15 protein-coding genes are annotated in these 18,631 nt (G+C 28.9%); all 15 read right to left on the minus strand.

Going from position 1 to position 18,631, the window contains the following annotated elements; genetic code table 11:
- Window positions 1–27 precede the first annotated feature (27 nt).
- The gene (locus EJL03_RS07065) at window positions 28–1,491 is read right to left on the minus strand and encodes an AMP-binding protein (protein WP_125153261.1); all 1,464 of its coding nucleotides are present in this window, start codon (window positions 1,489–1,491) and stop codon (window positions 28–30) included.
- Window positions 1,488–1,730: an acyl carrier protein gene (locus EJL03_RS07070; protein WP_125153262.1), complete on the minus strand. Its 243-nt coding sequence runs from the start codon at window positions 1,728–1,730 to the stop codon at window positions 1,488–1,490. The genes EJL03_RS07065 and EJL03_RS07070 overlap by 4 nt, the downstream gene beginning before the upstream one ends.
- Window positions 1,731–1,991: 261 nt before the next feature.
- Complete coding sequence (locus EJL03_RS07075; protein WP_125153263.1) at window positions 1,992–2,864, minus strand: cation diffusion facilitator family transporter; 873 nt, start codon at window positions 2,862–2,864, stop codon at window positions 1,992–1,994.
- 149 nt (window positions 2,865–3,013) lie between these two features.
- Complete coding sequence (locus EJL03_RS07080; protein WP_125153264.1) at window positions 3,014–5,704, minus strand: calcium-translocating P-type ATPase, PMCA-type; 2,691 nt, start codon at window positions 5,702–5,704, stop codon at window positions 3,014–3,016.
- A gap of 301 nt (window positions 5,705–6,005) precedes the next feature.
- Window positions 6,006–6,830, minus strand: a complete 825-nt coding sequence (locus EJL03_RS07085; protein ID WP_243108667.1) for a 4Fe-4S binding protein — start codon at window positions 6,828–6,830, stop codon at window positions 6,006–6,008.
- Window positions 6,823–6,960, minus strand: coding sequence for a CD1871A family CXXC motif-containing protein (locus EJL03_RS16030; protein WP_164509028.1), 138 nt, complete (start codon window positions 6,958–6,960; stop codon window positions 6,823–6,825). Before EJL03_RS16030 ends, EJL03_RS07085 begins: the two co-directional genes overlap by 8 nt.
- On the minus strand, window positions 6,957–7,505 hold the full coding sequence (locus EJL03_RS07090) for a TlpA family protein disulfide reductase (RefSeq protein WP_125153266.1): 549 nt from the start codon (window positions 7,503–7,505) through the stop codon (window positions 6,957–6,959). Before EJL03_RS07090 ends, EJL03_RS16030 begins: the two co-directional genes overlap by 4 nt.
- Before the next feature lie 23 nt (window positions 7,506–7,528).
- Window positions 7,529–10,039, minus strand: coding sequence for an ABC transporter permease (locus EJL03_RS07095; RefSeq protein WP_125153267.1), 2,511 nt, complete (start codon window positions 10,037–10,039; stop codon window positions 7,529–7,531).
- Entirely contained in the window at window positions 10,032–10,718 is a 687-nt protein-coding gene (locus EJL03_RS07100; RefSeq protein WP_125153268.1) for an ABC transporter ATP-binding protein, read from the minus strand. Before EJL03_RS07100 ends, EJL03_RS07095 begins: the two co-directional genes overlap by 8 nt.
- 92 nt (window positions 10,719–10,810) lie before the next feature.
- A complete protein-coding gene (locus EJL03_RS07105) occupies window positions 10,811–12,037 on the minus strand; it encodes a sensor histidine kinase (RefSeq protein WP_243108668.1) in 1,227 nt (408 codons plus the stop codon).
- 22 nt (window positions 12,038–12,059) lie between these two features.
- Window positions 12,060–12,752, minus strand: a complete 693-nt coding sequence (locus EJL03_RS07110; RefSeq protein WP_125153270.1) for a response regulator transcription factor — start codon at window positions 12,750–12,752, stop codon at window positions 12,060–12,062.
- A gap of 293 nt (window positions 12,753–13,045) precedes the next feature.
- On the minus strand, window positions 13,046–14,518 hold the full coding sequence (gene xylB, locus EJL03_RS07115) for a xylulokinase (RefSeq protein WP_125153271.1): 1,473 nt from the start codon (window positions 14,516–14,518) through the stop codon (window positions 13,046–13,048).
- A 23-nt stretch (window positions 14,519–14,541) separates the two neighbouring features.
- The gene (locus EJL03_RS07120) at window positions 14,542–15,936 is read right to left on the minus strand and encodes an MFS transporter (protein ID WP_125153272.1); all 1,395 of its coding nucleotides are present in this window, start codon (window positions 15,934–15,936) and stop codon (window positions 14,542–14,544) included.
- A 147-nt stretch (window positions 15,937–16,083) separates the two neighbouring features.
- Window positions 16,084–17,139: an NAD(P)-dependent alcohol dehydrogenase gene (locus EJL03_RS07125; RefSeq protein ID WP_125153273.1), complete on the minus strand. Its 1,056-nt coding sequence runs from the start codon at window positions 17,137–17,139 to the stop codon at window positions 16,084–16,086.
- Between the two features lie 207 nt (window positions 17,140–17,346).
- Window positions 17,347–18,474 (minus strand): ROK family transcriptional regulator, encoded by a 1,128-nt coding sequence (locus EJL03_RS07130; RefSeq protein ID WP_125153274.1) that lies wholly within the window; start codon window positions 18,472–18,474, stop codon window positions 17,347–17,349.
- Window positions 18,475–18,631 lie beyond the last annotated feature (157 nt).

The following is an 18,631-nucleotide window of genomic DNA, read 5'->3' on the forward strand; positions in this document are numbered from 1 at the left end:
ATTTCACCTACTTTACTAAATACCTTATCAACTCATTTGTTTGAGCTTTTTTAACATTACCTTTCCTGATGAATTCTTAGGAAGACTTTTTAGTATTTCTATATACTTTGGCACCTTATAATTAGGAAGTTTACCTTTACAATATTCTATAATGCTATTACAATTGATACTACAATTCTTTAACACTATAAAAGCCTTTATTGCTTCTCCTAAAATATCATCCTCTACCCCTACTACTACACACTCAATTACTTCATTAATCTGAAGTATTATATCTTCTATCTCCTTTGGGCTTACCCTATTACCAGCACTTTTAATAATGTTTTTTTCCCTTGAAAGAATGTATATATATCCTTCATTATCCACTGTAGCCATATCTCCTGTATATAAACATCCATTTTTTAAAATTTTTTTTGTTTCCTCCTCATCATTAAAATACCCCTTCATAATATTATTACCTTCAGCAACAATTTCTCCAATTTCCCCTGTTTTCACTTCTTTTCCTTCTTTATTTAGCACTTTAAGTTTTATTCCTGGGATTCCTCTTCCAATTGAGCCCATTTTATCTTTTAATAATCTAGGCGGAAGATAGGATAATCTAGCGGTAGCTTCTGTTTGACCATACATTATAAATATATCTACCCTTGGCAATACCTGAATCAACTCATTTATAAAGATATTTGACATTCTACCTCCTGCCTGAGTAATATATCTTAAAGAAGGGAATTTTCTATTTTTTATATCACTCATTCTTAAAAGGATTTGAAACGTACTTGGCACCCCAGCAAATCCTGTGCATTTATAATTATTTATATCATTTAATACTGTTTCAGGAAACAAAAATTTATTATTTATAACTAAACTTCCCCCAACCCTGAAATGGGTATGTAAAAGAGAAGTTCCGTAACAATAATAAAATGGTAGCACTACTTCTATCCTATCTTCCTTATTTAGATTTAAATACTTTATAATTGAATTAGTATTACAAATTAAATTATTATGAGTAAGCATTACTCCCTTTGGTTCAGCAGTAGATCCAGAAGTAAATAAAATTACAGCTAATTCCTCTATGTCTACATTCATGTTAATTCTATCATTTTTATTTTTCTCTAGTAAATTAACATCTTCCTCAGTATATATATCTATATTCTGTAATTCAGATAACTTTTCTAAAAACTTTTTCTGTATAAAAATATTTTTTATTTTTAATGATTCTACTATATAACAAATATCTTTTATAGATAAATTTGGATTTATGGGAACACATACGGTTCCATTTTTAATTATTCCAAAATAACATTGCACAAAAAAAGTAGAGTTTTCTGAAATTAATAATACTGAATCCTTTTTATTTAACCCTTTATTTCTTAGCATCTTTTCTAAAATTATTATTTTAGAATATATTTGTTTATAAGAAATTTTTTTATTATCTATTAAAGCAGTTTTTTCTAGTTTTTTTGAAAACTTAAATACATAATCTGTAAAAGTCATAGTACTACGCCATACTTTTCAAGTATTTTTTTAATGTCTCCAATATTATACATTCTGGATACATCTATTACATCTATTGATATTTCAAAATTTTCCTCTAAAGCTGTTATTAGTTCTACATGTGCTAAAGAATCCCAACCTTCTATCTCATCTGGTCCTAATTCATCTCTTTTATATGAATCGTCAGATATATTAAATACATCACAAAGTATTTTATTAAGTTTTTTAATATTTTCCATAATTATACCTCCAAACAAATAAATATTTTATGAATATATATAGCAAAAACCATACCATAATAAAAACAGAATAAAAAATAGTTTTTGTTCTACAAATGCAACAAAATCATAAAATATTACTACTAAATACAAAAAATCATTTATCTTTACCTCTAAAATGAACATAAATAAAAAAGTTGCTAAAATGGAACATATTCCATTTTAGCAACGAATTATTATTTATATATTTATTAAATATAATATTAAAAACACCCTATAATTTTATTTATTTTTAAAGGGATCCACATGAATATTTACCCTAGTATTTTTTAATTTTTCATTTATATCCCTTTTTAAACTTGCAATTATATTATGAGTTTCTTCTACGGTTAGATTTTTGTTAACAGTAATATGAAAATCTACGTGCTTCATATTACCCGACTTCCTTGTTTTAAGCTTATGATAATCTATAAATTTACTATTATGTTCTTTAATAATTTTCTCAATTTCTTCCTCTTCTTCTTCAGACAATCTAACATCAATTATATAGTGAAAAGCGTTTTTAGAAAGTCCCCAGGCCTCTTTAATTATGAGTAAAGCTACAAAAATTGCAACAATTGAATCCAGTATATTAAGTCCAGTAATTTTAATAAGAAAAATTCCTAAGGCTACCCCTAAAGATGTGTATATATCAGTCTTCAAATGAAGAGCATCTGCTTCTAATGCCATGGAATCCTCTTCTTTAGCAACCCTATAAAGTATTCTTGATACAAAATAATTTACAAGTGCTGCCACAATCATAACTGTTATAGCTATAGTTTCTTGTTCTATTTCTATAGGTTTAAATAATTTTTTAAGAGCCTCAATCATAATCATTACAGCTGCAATAAAAATTAAAAATCCTTCTACTAGTCCAGATAAATTCTCAATCTTACCATGACCATAAGGATGTTTTTCATCAGCAGGTTTTGTAGAATATCTAACAGATAAAAATGCTATAAGTGATGCAATAAGATCCATTCCTGAATGTATTGCCTCAGAAATAATACTTACAGACCCGCTTAAAATACCTGCTATAATTTTAAAAATTATAAGTAGTGAGTTTGATATAATTGATAAAAAAGCAACTTTAACTCTTTTATTAGAAGTAACCATAAATATACTCCTTTCTTTATATTAAAGAAAAACCCAACATAACGACAACTCCTATTAAGTAATATAATTAGTTCCCTACCTACATACTTTAATTTACCCATTGCTATATTTTTACCCAAATTAGCTTTACTATGTAAACTTCTGATATATTAAATTTTTAATTTTAACAAAACTCTTTTTAAACCCTTAAAAATCTCTGAAGCCATAATAACTGTAAAAGCAACACAAACTATCTTTACCCAAATTTTAAAGGGAAGTGGAACTGTTTTAAATAATCCCCCCCCATGCTGAGTAATACAAATCTGTAACAAGAATGTAAATGCAAATACAAAAATCATAAGCTTATTTTTTGTCAAGTTTACAAAAATACTTGAATCTGTAATTTCACGACTATTAAAAGCATTTAATAAATGAAAAACTACAAATAAAGTAAATAGTATTGTAGACTGTTGTTCTACTCTTCCACCTAATATATTTTTAGTAGTTTGAAGCATAAACATTGAAGAAATAAAAAGACCATTAAATATTATCCTAGATAACATTCCTTTTGTTACAATATTTGAATCTCTTGATACTGGTCTTCTTTCCAATAAATTATCTCTAAAAGGTTCAAGTCCAAGTGTAAGAGCTGGTGGTCCGTCCATTATAATATTTATCCATAATAACTGCAATGCAGTAAAAGGAGACTTAAATCCTGCTAGTAAAGATGCTAATACAACTACAACAGAAGATAAATTAACTGTAAGTTGAAACTGGATAAATCTTTGAAAATTTTCAAAAATTCCACGTCCTAAGTGTACGGCTTTAACAATGGTTGAAAATGAGTCATCTAATAATACAATATCACTAGCTTCTTTTGAAACTTCAGTACCTGTTATCCCCATAGCAATTCCAACATCTGCATTTTTTATTGCTGGTGCATCATTTATTCCATCCCCCGTAACAGCTACTACATTACCTAAAGATTTAAGAGCATTTACCACACTCATCTTCATAACTGGGGTACTTCTTGCAATGACCTTTATCCTAGGAAGAATTTTAATTAATTCCTTTTCTGATAATTCCTCAATTTCTTTTGCTTCCATAGCTAAATCATCATGATTTAATATGCCTAATTGATTTGCTATAGCTTTTGCAGTAATTATATTATCACCAGTAAGAATTTTTAAATCAATTCCTGCTTTTGTGCAATGTTTTACTGCTTCATATACATCTTCACGTAGAGGATCAGTTATTACAACGAACCCATCATAGATCATTTCTGATTCAATAATACTTCTGTCATTATCATAGTCTAATCTATTTGAAAATTCTTTATGTGCAAAAGAAAGTACACGACATGACTGCTTTTGAAATAACATTATTTTGTCATGAATATCATTAATTACTTCATTAGTTAGCTTACATATATTACCATTAATTACAATTTGCCTACATTGCGATAATATTTTTTCTGGACTTCCCTTTGAATAAGCAATAAACCCATCATTTCTTTTTATTACTGTTGTCATATTTTTTGTATTTGAAGAAAAGGGATATGAAACCTGTATATTTGCATTTGTTCTAAGACTTTTATAAGTATTTTCTTTAGATAAAGATTTAGTAAAGGCAACAATTAGTGCACACTCTGTAGGATTGCCAATAAATTTAGGAACGTTTTTTGAATAATCAATATCAGCCGTAGTATTAATACAAAAATTTTCTAAAAGAAATTCCTGATTCAACTGATTAGGCTTACATAAATCACAATTAGCATATATATCTGTTACCGTCATACGATTTTCCGTTAGCGTGCCAGTTTTATCAGAACAAATAACATTTATACTCCCAATGGTTTCGCATGCAATAAGTTTCCTAACAAGGGCATTTTCTTTTGCCATTTTAATAATATTAATTGCAAGAGACACAGCTACTATAGTAGGAAGCCCTTCAGGCACAGCAGCAACAATTAATACTATACTTGTTATAAAAGCTTCTGATATTATTTCTAAAGAAAATACACCATTGGCTATAAATATTATTAGTTGTGTAATAAAAACAATGGCAGCCATAGTAGAACCTAAAATTGTTACTATTTTCCCTAATCGATTTAGTTTTTCTTGTAATGGAGTGCTTCCTTTATCTTCTCTAGATAATTCTCTAGCAATATTTCCAAACTCTGTTTTTTCACCAACCTCTGTAACAACTATTGTTCCACTTCCACTGATTATAAAACATCCTGCATAAAGCATATTTCGTCGTTTACCAACTGGAGTTTTATCATCCTTAAATACTATATTAGCATCTTTTTTCACAGGTAAGCTTTCTCCTGTAAGTGAAGATTCATTTACACTTAGCGAAATAGATTCAATAATTCTACCATCAACTGGTATTCTATCTCCTGTTTGAAATTTAATAATATCCCCTACAACCAGATCTTTCTGAGGTATTAGACATATATCACCATTTCTAATAACCTTTACTTTAATATTTTCTTTAATCTTATCAAGTGCTTCAAATGCCTTTTCACTTCGATTTTCCATTATAACAGTTATAATGATTGCAAGTGAAATAGCTACAAAAATTCCTAAACTTTCAATAAAATCCACCTGGCCATTGTTAAAATATCTTATTAAATTTATTCCAAAAGTAATTATTACTGCAATAATTAAAATTAAAATCATAGGTTCCTTTGCTACATGAATTATTTTCATAATAAAAGGTTTTGAATTTTCTTTTTTAAATTCATTCACACCATATTTTACTGCATTAATTTTTACTTCTTCCTTGGTTAATCCAATCTGTGGATTAGTACCAATTCTCTGTAATGTCTCTTTTATATCCTCATTGAACGCTTTCATTATATAATCCTCCTTTTAAAAATGTGATAAAAAAAGACTTTTAGCATAACCAAAAAGATTATCCTAAAAGTCTCGTCACCCTAACAAATATTATTAACTCATATCAATGGTTAATAATAAAAAAAGACTTCTAGCATAACTCAAAGGAATTATGCTAAAAGTCTCGTTACCTCTAAGGTTATAAAGCCAGGTACAACCTGTACCAGTATGTTGACTTTATATTTCAACTACTCCCTTTTAACAATTTAATTTTATAAAATAAACTTTTAATTGTCAATAACAACTTTTTAAATCAATAGAATTACAGGTTTATTATAGTCTTTATTGCCTTAGAAGGACAAGCCCTAATACATTCTCCACATCTAATACATTCTAAACTATTGGGATTTTTATAAATCTCAACTCCCATATTACACACCTTTGAGCATTTTTTACAAGATATACATTTATCTTTGTCTATTTTTAATCTATAAATACTAATAGGATTAAAAAATGAATATATAGCACCTAAAGGACAAATAGCCTTACAAAATGGCCTAAAAGTATAAATAGATAAAATTATAGTTGCTATTAGTATCACCATTTTCCATTTAAACAAAAATCCTATAAAATTCCTTAAAGAATTGCTCATAAGTATAAGAGGTATACCACCTTCTAGTGTTCCAACAGGACAAATATACTTACAAAATGCAGGATCACCCATTCCTAGTTCATTAGTCCATAGTATAGGAAGTAAAATTACAAATATTAACAATACAACATATTTTATATACTTAATCCAATTAGGTAGCTTAAATTTAGGTATTTTTATCTTATATAAAATATCTTGAACAAAACCAAATGGGCATAAAAAACCACATACTAGCCTTCCTAAAAATACTCCTATTAACATTAATATTCCTAAAATATAAAATGGAAATTTATATTTTCCACTTGCTAAAATAGCCTGAATGGAACCTATAGGACAAGAACTTACAGCCAAAGGACAGGAGTAGCAATTAAGCACTGGAACACATCCCTTTTTAAGTGGACCTTTATATATTCCTTGTCCTTTAAAACCTTTTATATTGGCATTTGTTATTACAGTACTTATAATTTGAACAAATTTTCTATTTACTTTAACCAATTCCAATACACTCCAAGCATATATTAATAGCCTTATTAAAAACTATTAACACTTCATTTCTATATATACCTGATTCTATAAATATTAAAGCCTCTAATAAAACAATGGTCCTTATAAGTTTTAGCTTCATTTTAGCTCATCCTTTAATGCTGAATTTATTATCTTCTTAAAATAATCAAATTTTGTAGCTCCAGTAATATAAGTTTCTAATACCTCACCATTAGGCTTGATAAATAAAGTTACTGGTACAAAATCAAATTTATTTAATTGCTCATTAAGCTTTTTATCTGGCAATATATTAAGATAATTTATTTTTTTAATACTAATGATTTTTTTTGCATCATTTATTAAAGATTTCTCATCAATCTTTTCCTTATCTATAGAAATTACTCCTATTACCTTTACCTTTTTATTTTTAAACTCATCTTGTATTTTTTGAATATCTGGCATCTCCTGCACACAAGGATTACAAAATGTTCCCCATTTATTTATCATAATTAAATTATAACCTTTAAATAAATCTTTTGTTATTTTATTTCCATTTAAATCCTTACCCGAAAAATTCAAGGTTTTACCTGCTAAGATATTTTCCTCCTTTTCAACTTTATTTAAAGCACAACCAGAAAAACTGCTTAAAACAAAAACACTTATTATAATTATAAAAACTTTTTTCATTTATCCTCCCCCATTTAAACTTCTTAATCATTTACTCTTATTTTATCTATTATAGAATCTTTATTTAAAATTCTTTGAGTTAAATGTGTTATTACTATTTGTAAAATTAAAAACGTAATAATGAGAACTACTATTGGTACTAATGGAAATTTATATATCATATACGTAGCGGTTTTATTTATAAATCTAAAACATAAAGATCCTAATCCTAATCCAAAAATTACAGCTACAATTATACTAATAAAAGAATAGTAAAATCCCTCTAACTGTAACATTTTACTTATATCTTTATTTGAAGCACCAATGGCCTCAATCATTCCCATTTCATTTTTTCTTGTCATAATACTTGTAATCCTAGTATTTATTAGATTTAATACACCTATTAACGCTATTATTGAAACAACTCCATAACAAATAATATTCATTGATTTAAATTGTTTTTGCAAATCTTCCCTAACCTCTACATAGGATTTATACTCTATCTCTTCATTATTTCCAATAATATTTTTTAAAGAAGCTTTCACCTTCTCATACTTATTTTTCTGTATATCTATTCGAATCTGAATAGGTCTATTGTCTTTAATAGTCCTATTAAATGTATCTTCATCAGTAATAAAAATCCCATTTGTATCAAATCCTATATTTAATCCTTCTACATTTTTATCTACTATTGCTATTATCTCAAACTCATTAAATTTATAGGTATTATCATTTTCTATATTATAAATTTCGTCAAAAGTTTGATTTTCATTCTCCGTTATAGTATCTTTATAAAGCTTAGCTTTTTTTAATAAAACCTTGTCTCCCACATTAAATCTATATTTTCCCTTATGATCCGCAACTAAAATTACTCCATTTTTGTTTTTAAAATCCTTTATTGAAATTTTCCCTAGTGCTAAATTATCATTCAATTTAGTTACCATTTCATCATTAAATCCATAAAAATTAAAACATTCCTTACTACTAGCTACTTTAGTCTTGTTTTTTGATAAAATAACATTATCAAACCATACATAGCTATGATTTATCTTTTGCACCTTAGTAATACCGTCTATATTCTTTACCCTTTCTATTAAATTTGCATTTAATGGATTTACTAATCCATCATCCTTAACTAAATGTGAAGATGAGATAAGAAAGTCATTTTGTATATCTTCTTTAAGATTTAAATTAATATCCATGCTAAATATAATAGATGACACTATTATAAAAACCATTCCACTCATACTTAAAGAAAATAAAGTCATTAAAGTACGTTTTTTATTTCTCCACAAATTTAGATATGACAATTTTTTAATATTTATATAACCTGGGAAATTTTTTTCTCTTTTTTTAATTTTTGTTTCATATCCACTAAACCTTATAGCCTCAGTAGAAGCTATCTTTGATGCCGTTCTAGCTGGCATAATAAGCGCAATATCTACAGTAACTATACTTACAACTGAAGATATTATTATCACTTTTATGGGTACATTAATCACAAAATACTTACCTACATGCAGATTCTGCATTACAAAAGCACATATAAAATAACTTAACCCGTAACCAATAAATAATCCTAATGGTATCCCAATGATACAATTATAAAATCCATCTATTATTATTACCTTTCTAATTTGCTTTTTAGTTGCTCCTAATGCTGCTAACAGTCCAAAATTTTGTATTTTTTCCGAAATAGATACACTGAAAATATTATATATTACTGCAATTGATACTAACATTAATATGACACCTATGATTATAAAAGGAATTAAATTTTCAGAGCTAGGGTTTAATTCGTTTAAATAAAATTTATTCAACTCAATATCTTTACGTAATATACCCACGCTATCTGCAAGGCTATATAAATCCTTTGTAATATTTTTATGATCTTTAAACTTTAAATATATTTCTCTATCTATATTTTTTTTATCTAAACTTTCATATATAGTGTTTTTGGATACTATACCCTTGGAAATATTATACTTTTTGCTCTCTTCACTTTCTTTTAAAATTCCGGAAACAACAAAATTTTTTTCAATCTTATTAGGTTTTTTATTTTCCCACACATCTTCCTGAGATAAAGGTGGTATAAAACTTAAATGTATCTTCTCTCCTAATTTAGGTTTTTTATTTAGTTTTTCTATTATATATTCTGTCAAAACAATTTCATTTGACCGATTTGGGAACTGACCTTTTTCCAATTTAATATTACTCAAATCCGCTACATTCTTGTCCATATAAGTTAATTCTACTGTGTTAACACCTAGTTCTTTATTATTGCAATTTCCTAAACATATATATTCTCCTGCCTTTTCAAGCTGAATATTGTTTTTTAAAGTTTGAAATTGTTCATCATTTTGTACCGTAAAAATACAATGATATTTTCCAATTGTATTTTCTGTTTCTTTAATATTTGCACTTTTAGTTGTGGAATATATAATTCCCATTGAAGTTAAAAGAGCAGTAGTTAAAACAATTGTAAAAATTACAAGTAAACTTCTAATTTTATTTCTCTTAAAGTTTTTTTTAGCAAGGTTTGATATACTACTCACTGTCTGCCCCTTCTTCCTCTAATATTTTTCCATCTGCTATTCTTATAACTCTATCTGCCATTTGTGCTATTTTATCATCATGAGTTATTATAACCAAAGTTTGGTAGTACTTTCGTATAGATAATTTAATTAAATTAATTACTTCTGCACTATTTTTTGAATCCAAATTCCCAGTAGGCTCATCTGCAAAAATTATTGAGGGTTTATTAGCTAATGCTCTTGCTATAGCGGTCCTCTGCTGTTGTCCCCCTGATAGTGCGTTTGGAAGTTCATATCTCTTTTCATATATTCCTAAGGTCTCCATTAAATCTATAATATAATCTTCATCAACTTTCTTTTCATCAAGTCCTATGGGGAAAATTATATTCTCCCATACATTTAATACAGGTATAAGATTGTATGATTGAAAAATAAAACCTATTTTCCTTCTTCTAAACACTGCTAACTTATCATTACTCATAGAAAAAATGTCTTTCCCATTTATATATACCTTTCCTTCAGTTGGTCTATCCAGTCCCCCAAGCATATGAAGCAGTGTACTTTTGCCAGAACCTGAGGCCCCTACTATTGCTACAAACTCTCCTTCATCAATAGATAAATCAACTCCATCTAAAGCCTTTACAAGACTTTCATCCTTGCCATAATATTTCTTTAAGAATTTTGTTTCTAACAAAATCATACTTTCATTTCCCCCTACAAATTCTTAGCTCAAATATATTCAAACCAATTTATACTTAAAGAATATCATTCAATTATTACATTAACCTTTCATTAATACTTACAGTTTTGTAAGTATAAACTAAATTTTGTACCTTTTCCAATATCTGAATCCACCATAATACTTCCTTCCTGCTCTTCTAAAATTTTTCTTGTAAGATATAGTCCAACACCTGAGCCTTCTATTTTTTTGATCCTATCTGATTTACCTCTATAAAATCTTTTAAAAATATTATTGAACTCTTCTCTGGGTATCCCTATACCCGTATCCTGTATATCAATTCGTATATAACTTTGCATTTTTTCCATGGAAATAAATATTTTCCCTTTTTCATTAGTATATTTTACTGCATTTTCAAGTACATTAAATATAGCTTCATTTGTCCACTTGAAATCATGATAAACAAAAGAAGACTCCACTTCTTTAACAACTATCTTAATTTCTTTTTCACAAGCCTTAATATGCACATCTTTAACCGCTTTAATTAAGGTATCTTTTAAATCTTTAAGCTCTATCTTTAACTCAATCATTCCTACTTCCATTCTAGAAATTTTAATAAGAGAATTGAATAACCATTCTAATTTACATATTTCAATTTCACTTCTACATAAAAATTCTTCCTTTTCGCCTTCATTTACTTTCTCTTCCATTAGCAGTGAATTAAATAACTTTATTGATGACAGTGGAGTTTTAACTTGATGAGCTATATCTGTAACCAATGACTTAATATTTTCTTTTTCTTTTTTTAAGCCTTTAAGACTTAAATTTAATATTCTAGACATTTGATTTAACTTAGAATAAACTTCAGAAAATATTCCCTCACCAGCCTCTTCTAAAGTCAATTTAAAATTCCCTTCTATTATTAAACCTAATGCCTTGGAAAATTCATTTAACTTATTCATGAAATGTTTAAAGCTAATAAGAAATGAAACCATAACAATTGATAATAAAAAAAGAATACTTATGGCCTCACTTGATAGAAATCTTATAAAATAGCTTTCAAATGTAGGATCCCTCCACATCTTTAATTCATTTTTAAAACTATATTTATTTAATAAAGCTTGCCCCTCCTTAATCCTCTCTTCATCTCTTTCATAAAATAGTGCACTTATAATATCACTTTCTTTTTCCGGGGCAATATTTATCATCTTCCCCGTTATCTCTTGATATAACATAATATGATCATCATGAATACACTTAATAACATTAAAATGAAAGTAAAAAACAATTAGATATGAAAAAAATAAACTTATAAATGCACCTAAAAATATTTTCTCCAAAATGGGGTCTCCCTTTACATATTTAATCATTTAACTTACACACCTTTCCCCAAGAATACCCTATACCTCGTATATTCTTGATATATTTAGGATTAGATGGATTATCTTCTATTTTTTCTCTAAGTCTCCTTATATTTACTGCCAAAGTATTTTCATTGATAAAATTACCATCTACATCCCATAGTTGATTTAATATCTGATCCTTTGTTAGAATTTGATTATAGTTACATATAAGGAATCTTAATAATTTAAATTCTGTTTTGCTCAAAAATAATTCTTTGTTATTTTTATAAACTTTAAGTTCTTCATCATAAAATGCTATATCTCCAGAGATTATACTTTTATTACTTTTAAGCTTTACATTTCTTCTAAGAACAGCTTTAATCTTTAACATAAGTACCATAAGACTAAAAGGTTTGATAATATAATCATCTGCTCCAACGTCATAACCTGTAACCATATCAACCTCTTGATCACAAACAGTTAAAAATATAACTAAAATATTCTTATTTCTAATCTCCTTGCAAAATTCAAATCCATTTCCATCCGGCAAATTAACGTCTAATAAAACAAGATCTATCTTCTCACTCTGGATTATTTTTCTAGACTCAGTCAAACAAGCTGCTCTAATAACGCTATACCCTTCTTTTTTTAGTTTAAAACTTATACCTCTGTTTAAGGCTTCATCATCTTCTACTAATAAAATAGTTGCCATTATAACACCTCCACAATATTTACATAATATAATACTATTTTCATATTAATAAAATATTTATGCAATAATATTTTTTACTTATATAACCTTTGATTTAAATAATTGAAAATATACTAATTATTAATTTAACTTTTATAATTATAAAAAAAAAACTATCTTAGGACATTAATACCTAAGATAGTTTTAGTTTAAATTAGAAAACATTATTTTTAATTTTTACTTATCTTAACAATATATAATAAATATTTTACATTTCTTATTTTACAAAATAAAGAACTTACTATCATATACTCTTACTCTGTAATGGTACGGAACAATTCTTTCATTGTTGGATAAATCTTTCTAAATTTTTGATAACCTTCCTCATATTTTTCTACTAAATCCTGTTCGGGTTCTACAGTATCAATTATTTTTATAAGTTTATCTGACGCTTCTTTTACAGAGGAAAATTCGCCACATCCTACTGCTGCAAGAATAGCACCTCCGTAACCTGGACCTTCCTCACTTTCAATTACATCTACAGACAAATTCATAACATTTGCTATAATTTTTTTCCATAATGTACTTTTAGCTCCACCACCACAAATTTTAGTACGCTGTATTATAATTCCCAAACTTCTTGCCACTTCTAGAGAATCTCTTAAACCGTATGCCACACCTTCTAAAACTGCCTGTGTCATTTCCTCACGGGTAGTATCCATAGTCATTCCAGTAAAAGTTGCTCTAGCTTTAGGATCATTATGAGGTGAACGTTCTCCCATCAAATATGGTAAATAAAACACCTTATTTTCACCAAGTTTTACAATGTTGTTCTGTTCTTTTGCGTATTCTTTTGTCTTTAAAATCTCATCCATCCACCATTTATTGCATGAAGCTGCGCTAAGCATACACCCCATAAGATGATAATAACCATCTGCATGGGCAAAAGAGTGTAAACCATTATTTTCATCCACACCAAATGTATTGCTAGAAATAAAAACTGTTCCAGATGTTCCTAATGAAATATTACACATTCCCTCACCAACTGTTCCTGTACCAACAGCAGCGGCAGCATTATCTCCTGCCCCTGCAATAACCTTTACATTCGAAGACAAACCCAAATTTTGGGCAACATCCAATTTTAAAGTTCCTACAACATCATAACTCTCATACAATTTAGGTAATTGATTTTCATTTATACCACATATTTTCATCATTTCTTTTGACCAACATTTATTCTTAACATCAAGAAGTAACATACCAGAAGCATCCGAATAATCCGTACAATGGACACCACTTAAGCAATAAGCTAAATAATCTTTAGGTAACATAATTTTTGAAATCCTTGCAAAGTTTTCTGGCTCCTTTTCCTTTAACCAAAGAATTTTTGGTGCAGTGAATCCAGCAAAAGCAATATTACCAGTATATTGAGAAAGCCTTTCCTTTCCAATAACTTTATTAAGATAATCTGTTTCCTTATCTGATCTACCATCATTCCATAAAATTGCTGGGCGAATTACTTTATCATGCTCATCTAAGACCACCAGTCCATGCATTTGACCTCCAAAACTGATTCCGGCAATATCTTCCTTTTTGCAATTTTCAACTAACTCTTCCATACCAGCCATCATCTGAGTATACCAATCCTCTGGCTTCTGCTCCGACCAACCTTTACAAGGAAAATACAGTGGATACTCCTTAGAAACTGTATTATGAACTTTACCCTTCCCATCCATTAACAATAATTTTACTGCCGATGTACCAAGATCAATTCCAATATATAACATACCACACCTCCAAAATAATAATTTTAACTTCCAACTGACATGTTACTCACAATGTCTTTATCTTTTCTTTCATTAATCTCTAATAATATCTTATTATAAGAATCTTTATTTAAACGATAGAAAAATAAAACAGCTGCAGTTACAATCCATAGAATTCCGGGAACGGTTGTAAATGAATGTTTTATTACTGAAATCACTGCCTGATTTTGCTGCTGATTTGCTACATATCCATACATCCCCATAACACCTGCTAATACAGAAGTTCCTATAGCCATTCCAACCTTATTTCCCAATGATATAAATGCATATTGAAATCCATCATTACGTAGTCCAGTTTTCCATTCACCATATTCCACACAGTCTGGAATAATAGCATAAATAGCTGTATTAAACCCTGAAAAGAAAAACTGTGAAAGGCATGAAAAAGCATAAAATGGAACAGGAGATTCTCCTACAGTAAAAAAATACATACAAAACATACTAATTCCTGTTAGTAGTGCAAATATAGATGCTGATCTCCCCTTGTTTTTTGTAAGTTTAAACATAGATGGAAAACAAGCTGCTCCTATGATAGATGGAATAATAATACATAAAGAATAAGTACTAAACAATGCCTTATTTCCCTCTACATAAGTAAAATAATACAACATATCTGCATTTCTTCCATAAAAGGTCATACCAAAAAGAAACTGTCCAGCAAGTGCAATTAAGTATGGTTTGTTTTTTCCTACAGCTACCAACTGGGTTTTTAATGATACTTTTTGCTTTTCCGGTATTTCTACTACTTCTTTTGTTTTAGCAAAACAAAAAATATGACATATAGCAAATATAATTCCATATAAAATAGCTGTAAAAAGATATCCATTTTTATCATTTCCTTTACCGAGTAGCCCAATAAGAGGAACTGTTATAATGTTAATAACACCAATAGCTGCCATGGCGCTAACAGAACGAGATGTATTAATTTGGGCTCGTTCTTCAATATCCTGTGTCATTGCTCCGCATAAAGTTCCATATGGAATATTTACACAAGTATATCCTAATACCAAAATACAATAGGTTATTGCCATATAAATAATTTTACTAGTAGAAGACCAGTTAGGATGTGCCCAAAAAGTTAGCATCAATACAATAGCAGTTAATGGTGCACCTATCAAAAGCCATGGTCTGTATCTTCCCCATCTACTATTTGTTTTATCGCTTAATCTACCAATTATCGGATCATTAAGAGCATCCCAAAACCTAGAAAACAACATGAGACCTGCTACAGCACTCATGCTAATACCAAACACATCCGTATAAAAAATCATAAGAAAATTTCCTACAAACATCCAACTGAAATTACATCCTACATCACCCATGCCATAAGCAATTTTGCTGATTAAGGGCACCTTTACATTTGTTTCTTTACTTTCCATTTTAATCCCCCTCGTTTATAAATACTTCTGGATTTCTAAACTCATTTGTATTATAAAGAATCATCTCTAATTTTTTTAAAAAACACCTTCGAAATTGTCATAAATTATTATTCCGAAGGTGTTTTCATAAAAGTTTAATTGCTATACTTATTTTTCTTCAGAAATACGAATAACCGCTTTTACAATATCAGACTTATTATTTATACTGTAATCCATAGCTTTTTGTGCTTCATCAAGTGTGAATACATCTGTCACAATACCTTTTAGATTTACCTTTCCCGAAGCTACAGCACCAATTGCCATAGGGTAAATATGACGATAACGGAACACAGTTTTAAATGTAAGTTCCTTATCCAATGCAAGTCCCATAGGAAGTTTCATTTCTCCATCTTTACTGTAGCCAACAAGCACAATTGTTGCACCCTTCTTAGTCATTTTCATACACTGCACTGTTGTAATCTCTGTTCCTGCAGTTTCAATTGCTAAATCACAACCTAAATTATCTGTTAGCTTTATAATCTCTTCAACCACATTGACCTTACTTCCATTAATAACTCCATCTGCCCCAAGTTCTAATGCTTTTTGAAGACGTTTCTCCATAATATCCACAACAATAACTTTTGTAACTCCCATTGCCTTTAATGCCATCATTGTTACCAAACCGATACATCCTGCTCCCATAACCACTGCTGTTTGTCCAACTTTAGCATTTCCCTGCATAGCTGCATGAAATCCTACTGCTAAGGGTTCAATTAGTGCTCCTTCCATAGTGCTTACATTATCCGGTAGTTTAAAACAAAGGTCTGCCTGATGGGCAACATATTCCTGAAAAACACCATCCACAGGTGGAGTAGCAAAGAAAATAACATCCGGACAAAGATTATAACGTCCTGTTTTACAAAATTCACAGTGTCCACAAGTTTTTCCTGGTTCTAATGCAACACGATCTCCAACCTTTAGGTGCTTTACATTGTTTCCTACTTCCACCACAGTTCCACCTGGCTCATGTCCAAGTACAAAAGGTGGTTTAACTACAAAATCTCCAATTGCACCTGTTTCATAATAATGTAAGTCACTTCCACAAATACCAACATACTCAAGTTTAACCAAAACTTCATCTTCTTTTACTTTAGGAATTTTATGCTCTTCTAATTCAATTTTTCCAATTTCATGCATAACCGCAACTTTCATTTTACCTTCCATGATAGTTCCCCCTTATTTCTATACTTTTATTTATACTTAATTAAATACTTTAATTATGTATTTATATTATAATATGTGTAAACGTTTGTCAATAGAGCTTTTTTTGTTTTTAAATATATACAAAGCTTTTTTTGTATTCCTGATAAAACATTTTCAAATAAAAAAGAGGGGCCTTAAACTAAGACCTCTCAATAAATTTCTATTCAATTATACTTGTGCACTAAATGTTTCTATAACTTTTAGTGCCGCACCTAAAGCCGCTGCACCAATTTTATAGTTACACGCTCTTACAAACATACCATCCTCTGAAAAGGTATTTCTTTTTGAAACTTTCTCTCTTATATCCCGAATATGATTTTCTATAAAGCTTCCTACATATCCTCCCAAAATAATATCACAATCTAAAACCATATGAATATTATTAATAGCAATAGCCAAATATGTAGTATATATATCCCATATATCTGTAATATCCTTTTCTCCACATGTTAACGCTTCAAAAAAAAGATCTAACTTTCCATCCATAGCATCAGAGAGACATTTTGCTGAACAATACACATCTAAGCATCCTGATTTTCCACAATAACAAGAAACTCCATCTGGAACAACTGTCATATGTCCAACCTCTCCGCATCGGAAATTTTGGCCCTGTACTAACTCATTACAATTTAAAATAGCTCCTCCTACTGTATTACTTAATGATAAATAAAAAAACCTTTCCTTTTTCTCCATATTAATTCCTTCTGCATATGCCCCCGCATTAGCATCATTAAGAAAATAACAAGGATAAGAAAAGAAACGGCTTACTGTATGAAGAGGCAATGCTTTTAATCCTAACATATGAGAATAAGACACCACTTCTTTATCCAAATTTATGATTCCAGGAAATGAGATTCCGATTCCAAGGATTTTCTCCCGTTCTTTAACACTCTCATCTAAAAAACTTTCTAGCTTTTTATTTATCTCACTATAATAATTATCCTCCGCACTATATGGGTAATTATATCTATCATATTTTAATATCTTTCCTGTAAGATTTGTCAAAAGAAAGTCAACATGATTTTTAGTAATATCAAGACCAACTGCCAATTTTGAATCAGCTACAACGGAAAATGCCTTTGCTCTTCTTCCTCCAGTAGATTGAAACTCTCCTACCTCCGCAATTAGACCACGTTCCATTAGCTCTTTTGTGTTTTGAGTCACTGTAGGTAGACTAATTTTTAGTTCATAAGAAATCTCAGGATTAGACGTTTTATCACACTTACAAATATATCTAAATATACGATTTCTATTATTCTTTTTTACTTCCATATTGGTAACTTGTTTTTTTGTCATTATACACCTCTATACTTTATTAAAGTATTTTCTTTAGTATATCATTTCCCCTTACACAGTGCAACAAATGCACATTTTATCACCTTTAAGTAGCACCATTTATATTTTATAAAAAATACACTTAGTAACTTATCTATACTAACTTACTAAGTGCATT

The sequence above is a fragment of the Clostridium rectalis genome, assembly GCF_900626095.1.
Classification (GTDB): Bacteria; Bacillota; Clostridia; order Clostridiales; family Clostridiaceae; genus Clostridium_AS; species Clostridium_AS rectalis.

Bases quoted from the DNA above. Each gene is read 5' to 3' on its own strand.
- xylB (WP_125153271.1), bottom strand. From the start codon at position 14,518: ATGTTATATATTGGAATTGATCTTGGTACATCGGCAGTAAAATTATTG.
- EJL03_RS07075 (WP_125153263.1), bottom strand. From the start codon at position 2,864: ATGGTTACTTCTAATAAAAGAGTTAAAGTTGCTTTTTTATCAATTATA.
- EJL03_RS16030 (WP_164509028.1), bottom strand. From the start codon at position 6,960: ATGAAGCTAAAACTTATAAGGACCATTGTTTTATTAGAGGCTTTAATA.
- EJL03_RS07130 (WP_125153274.1), bottom strand. From the start codon at position 18,474: ATGACAAAAAAACAAGTTACCAATATGGAAGTAAAAAAGAATAATAGA.
- EJL03_RS07110 (WP_125153270.1), bottom strand. From the start codon at position 12,752: ATGGCAACTATTTTATTAGTAGAAGATGATGAAGCCTTAAACAGAGGT.
- EJL03_RS07090 (WP_125153266.1), bottom strand. From the start codon at position 7,505: ATGAAAAAAGTTTTTATAATTATAATAAGTGTTTTTGTTTTAAGCAGT.
- EJL03_RS07065 (WP_125153261.1), bottom strand. From the start codon at position 1,491: ATGACTTTTACAGATTATGTATTTAAGTTTTCAAAAAAACTAGAAAAA.
- EJL03_RS07125 (WP_125153273.1), bottom strand. From the start codon at position 17,139: ATGGAAGGTAAAATGAAAGTTGCGGTTATGCATGAAATTGGAAAAATT.
- EJL03_RS07070 (WP_125153262.1), bottom strand. From the start codon at position 1,730: ATGGAAAATATTAAAAAACTTAATAAAATACTTTGTGATGTATTTAAT.
- EJL03_RS07100 (WP_125153268.1), bottom strand. From the start codon at position 10,718: ATGATTTTGTTAGAAACAAAATTCTTAAAGAAATATTATGGCAAGGAT.
- EJL03_RS07080 (WP_125153264.1), bottom strand. From the start codon at position 5,704: ATGAAAGCGTTCAATGAGGATATAAAAGAGACATTACAGAGAATTGGT.
- EJL03_RS07120 (WP_125153272.1), bottom strand. From the start codon at position 15,936: ATGGAAAGTAAAGAAACAAATGTAAAGGTGCCCTTAATCAGCAAAATT.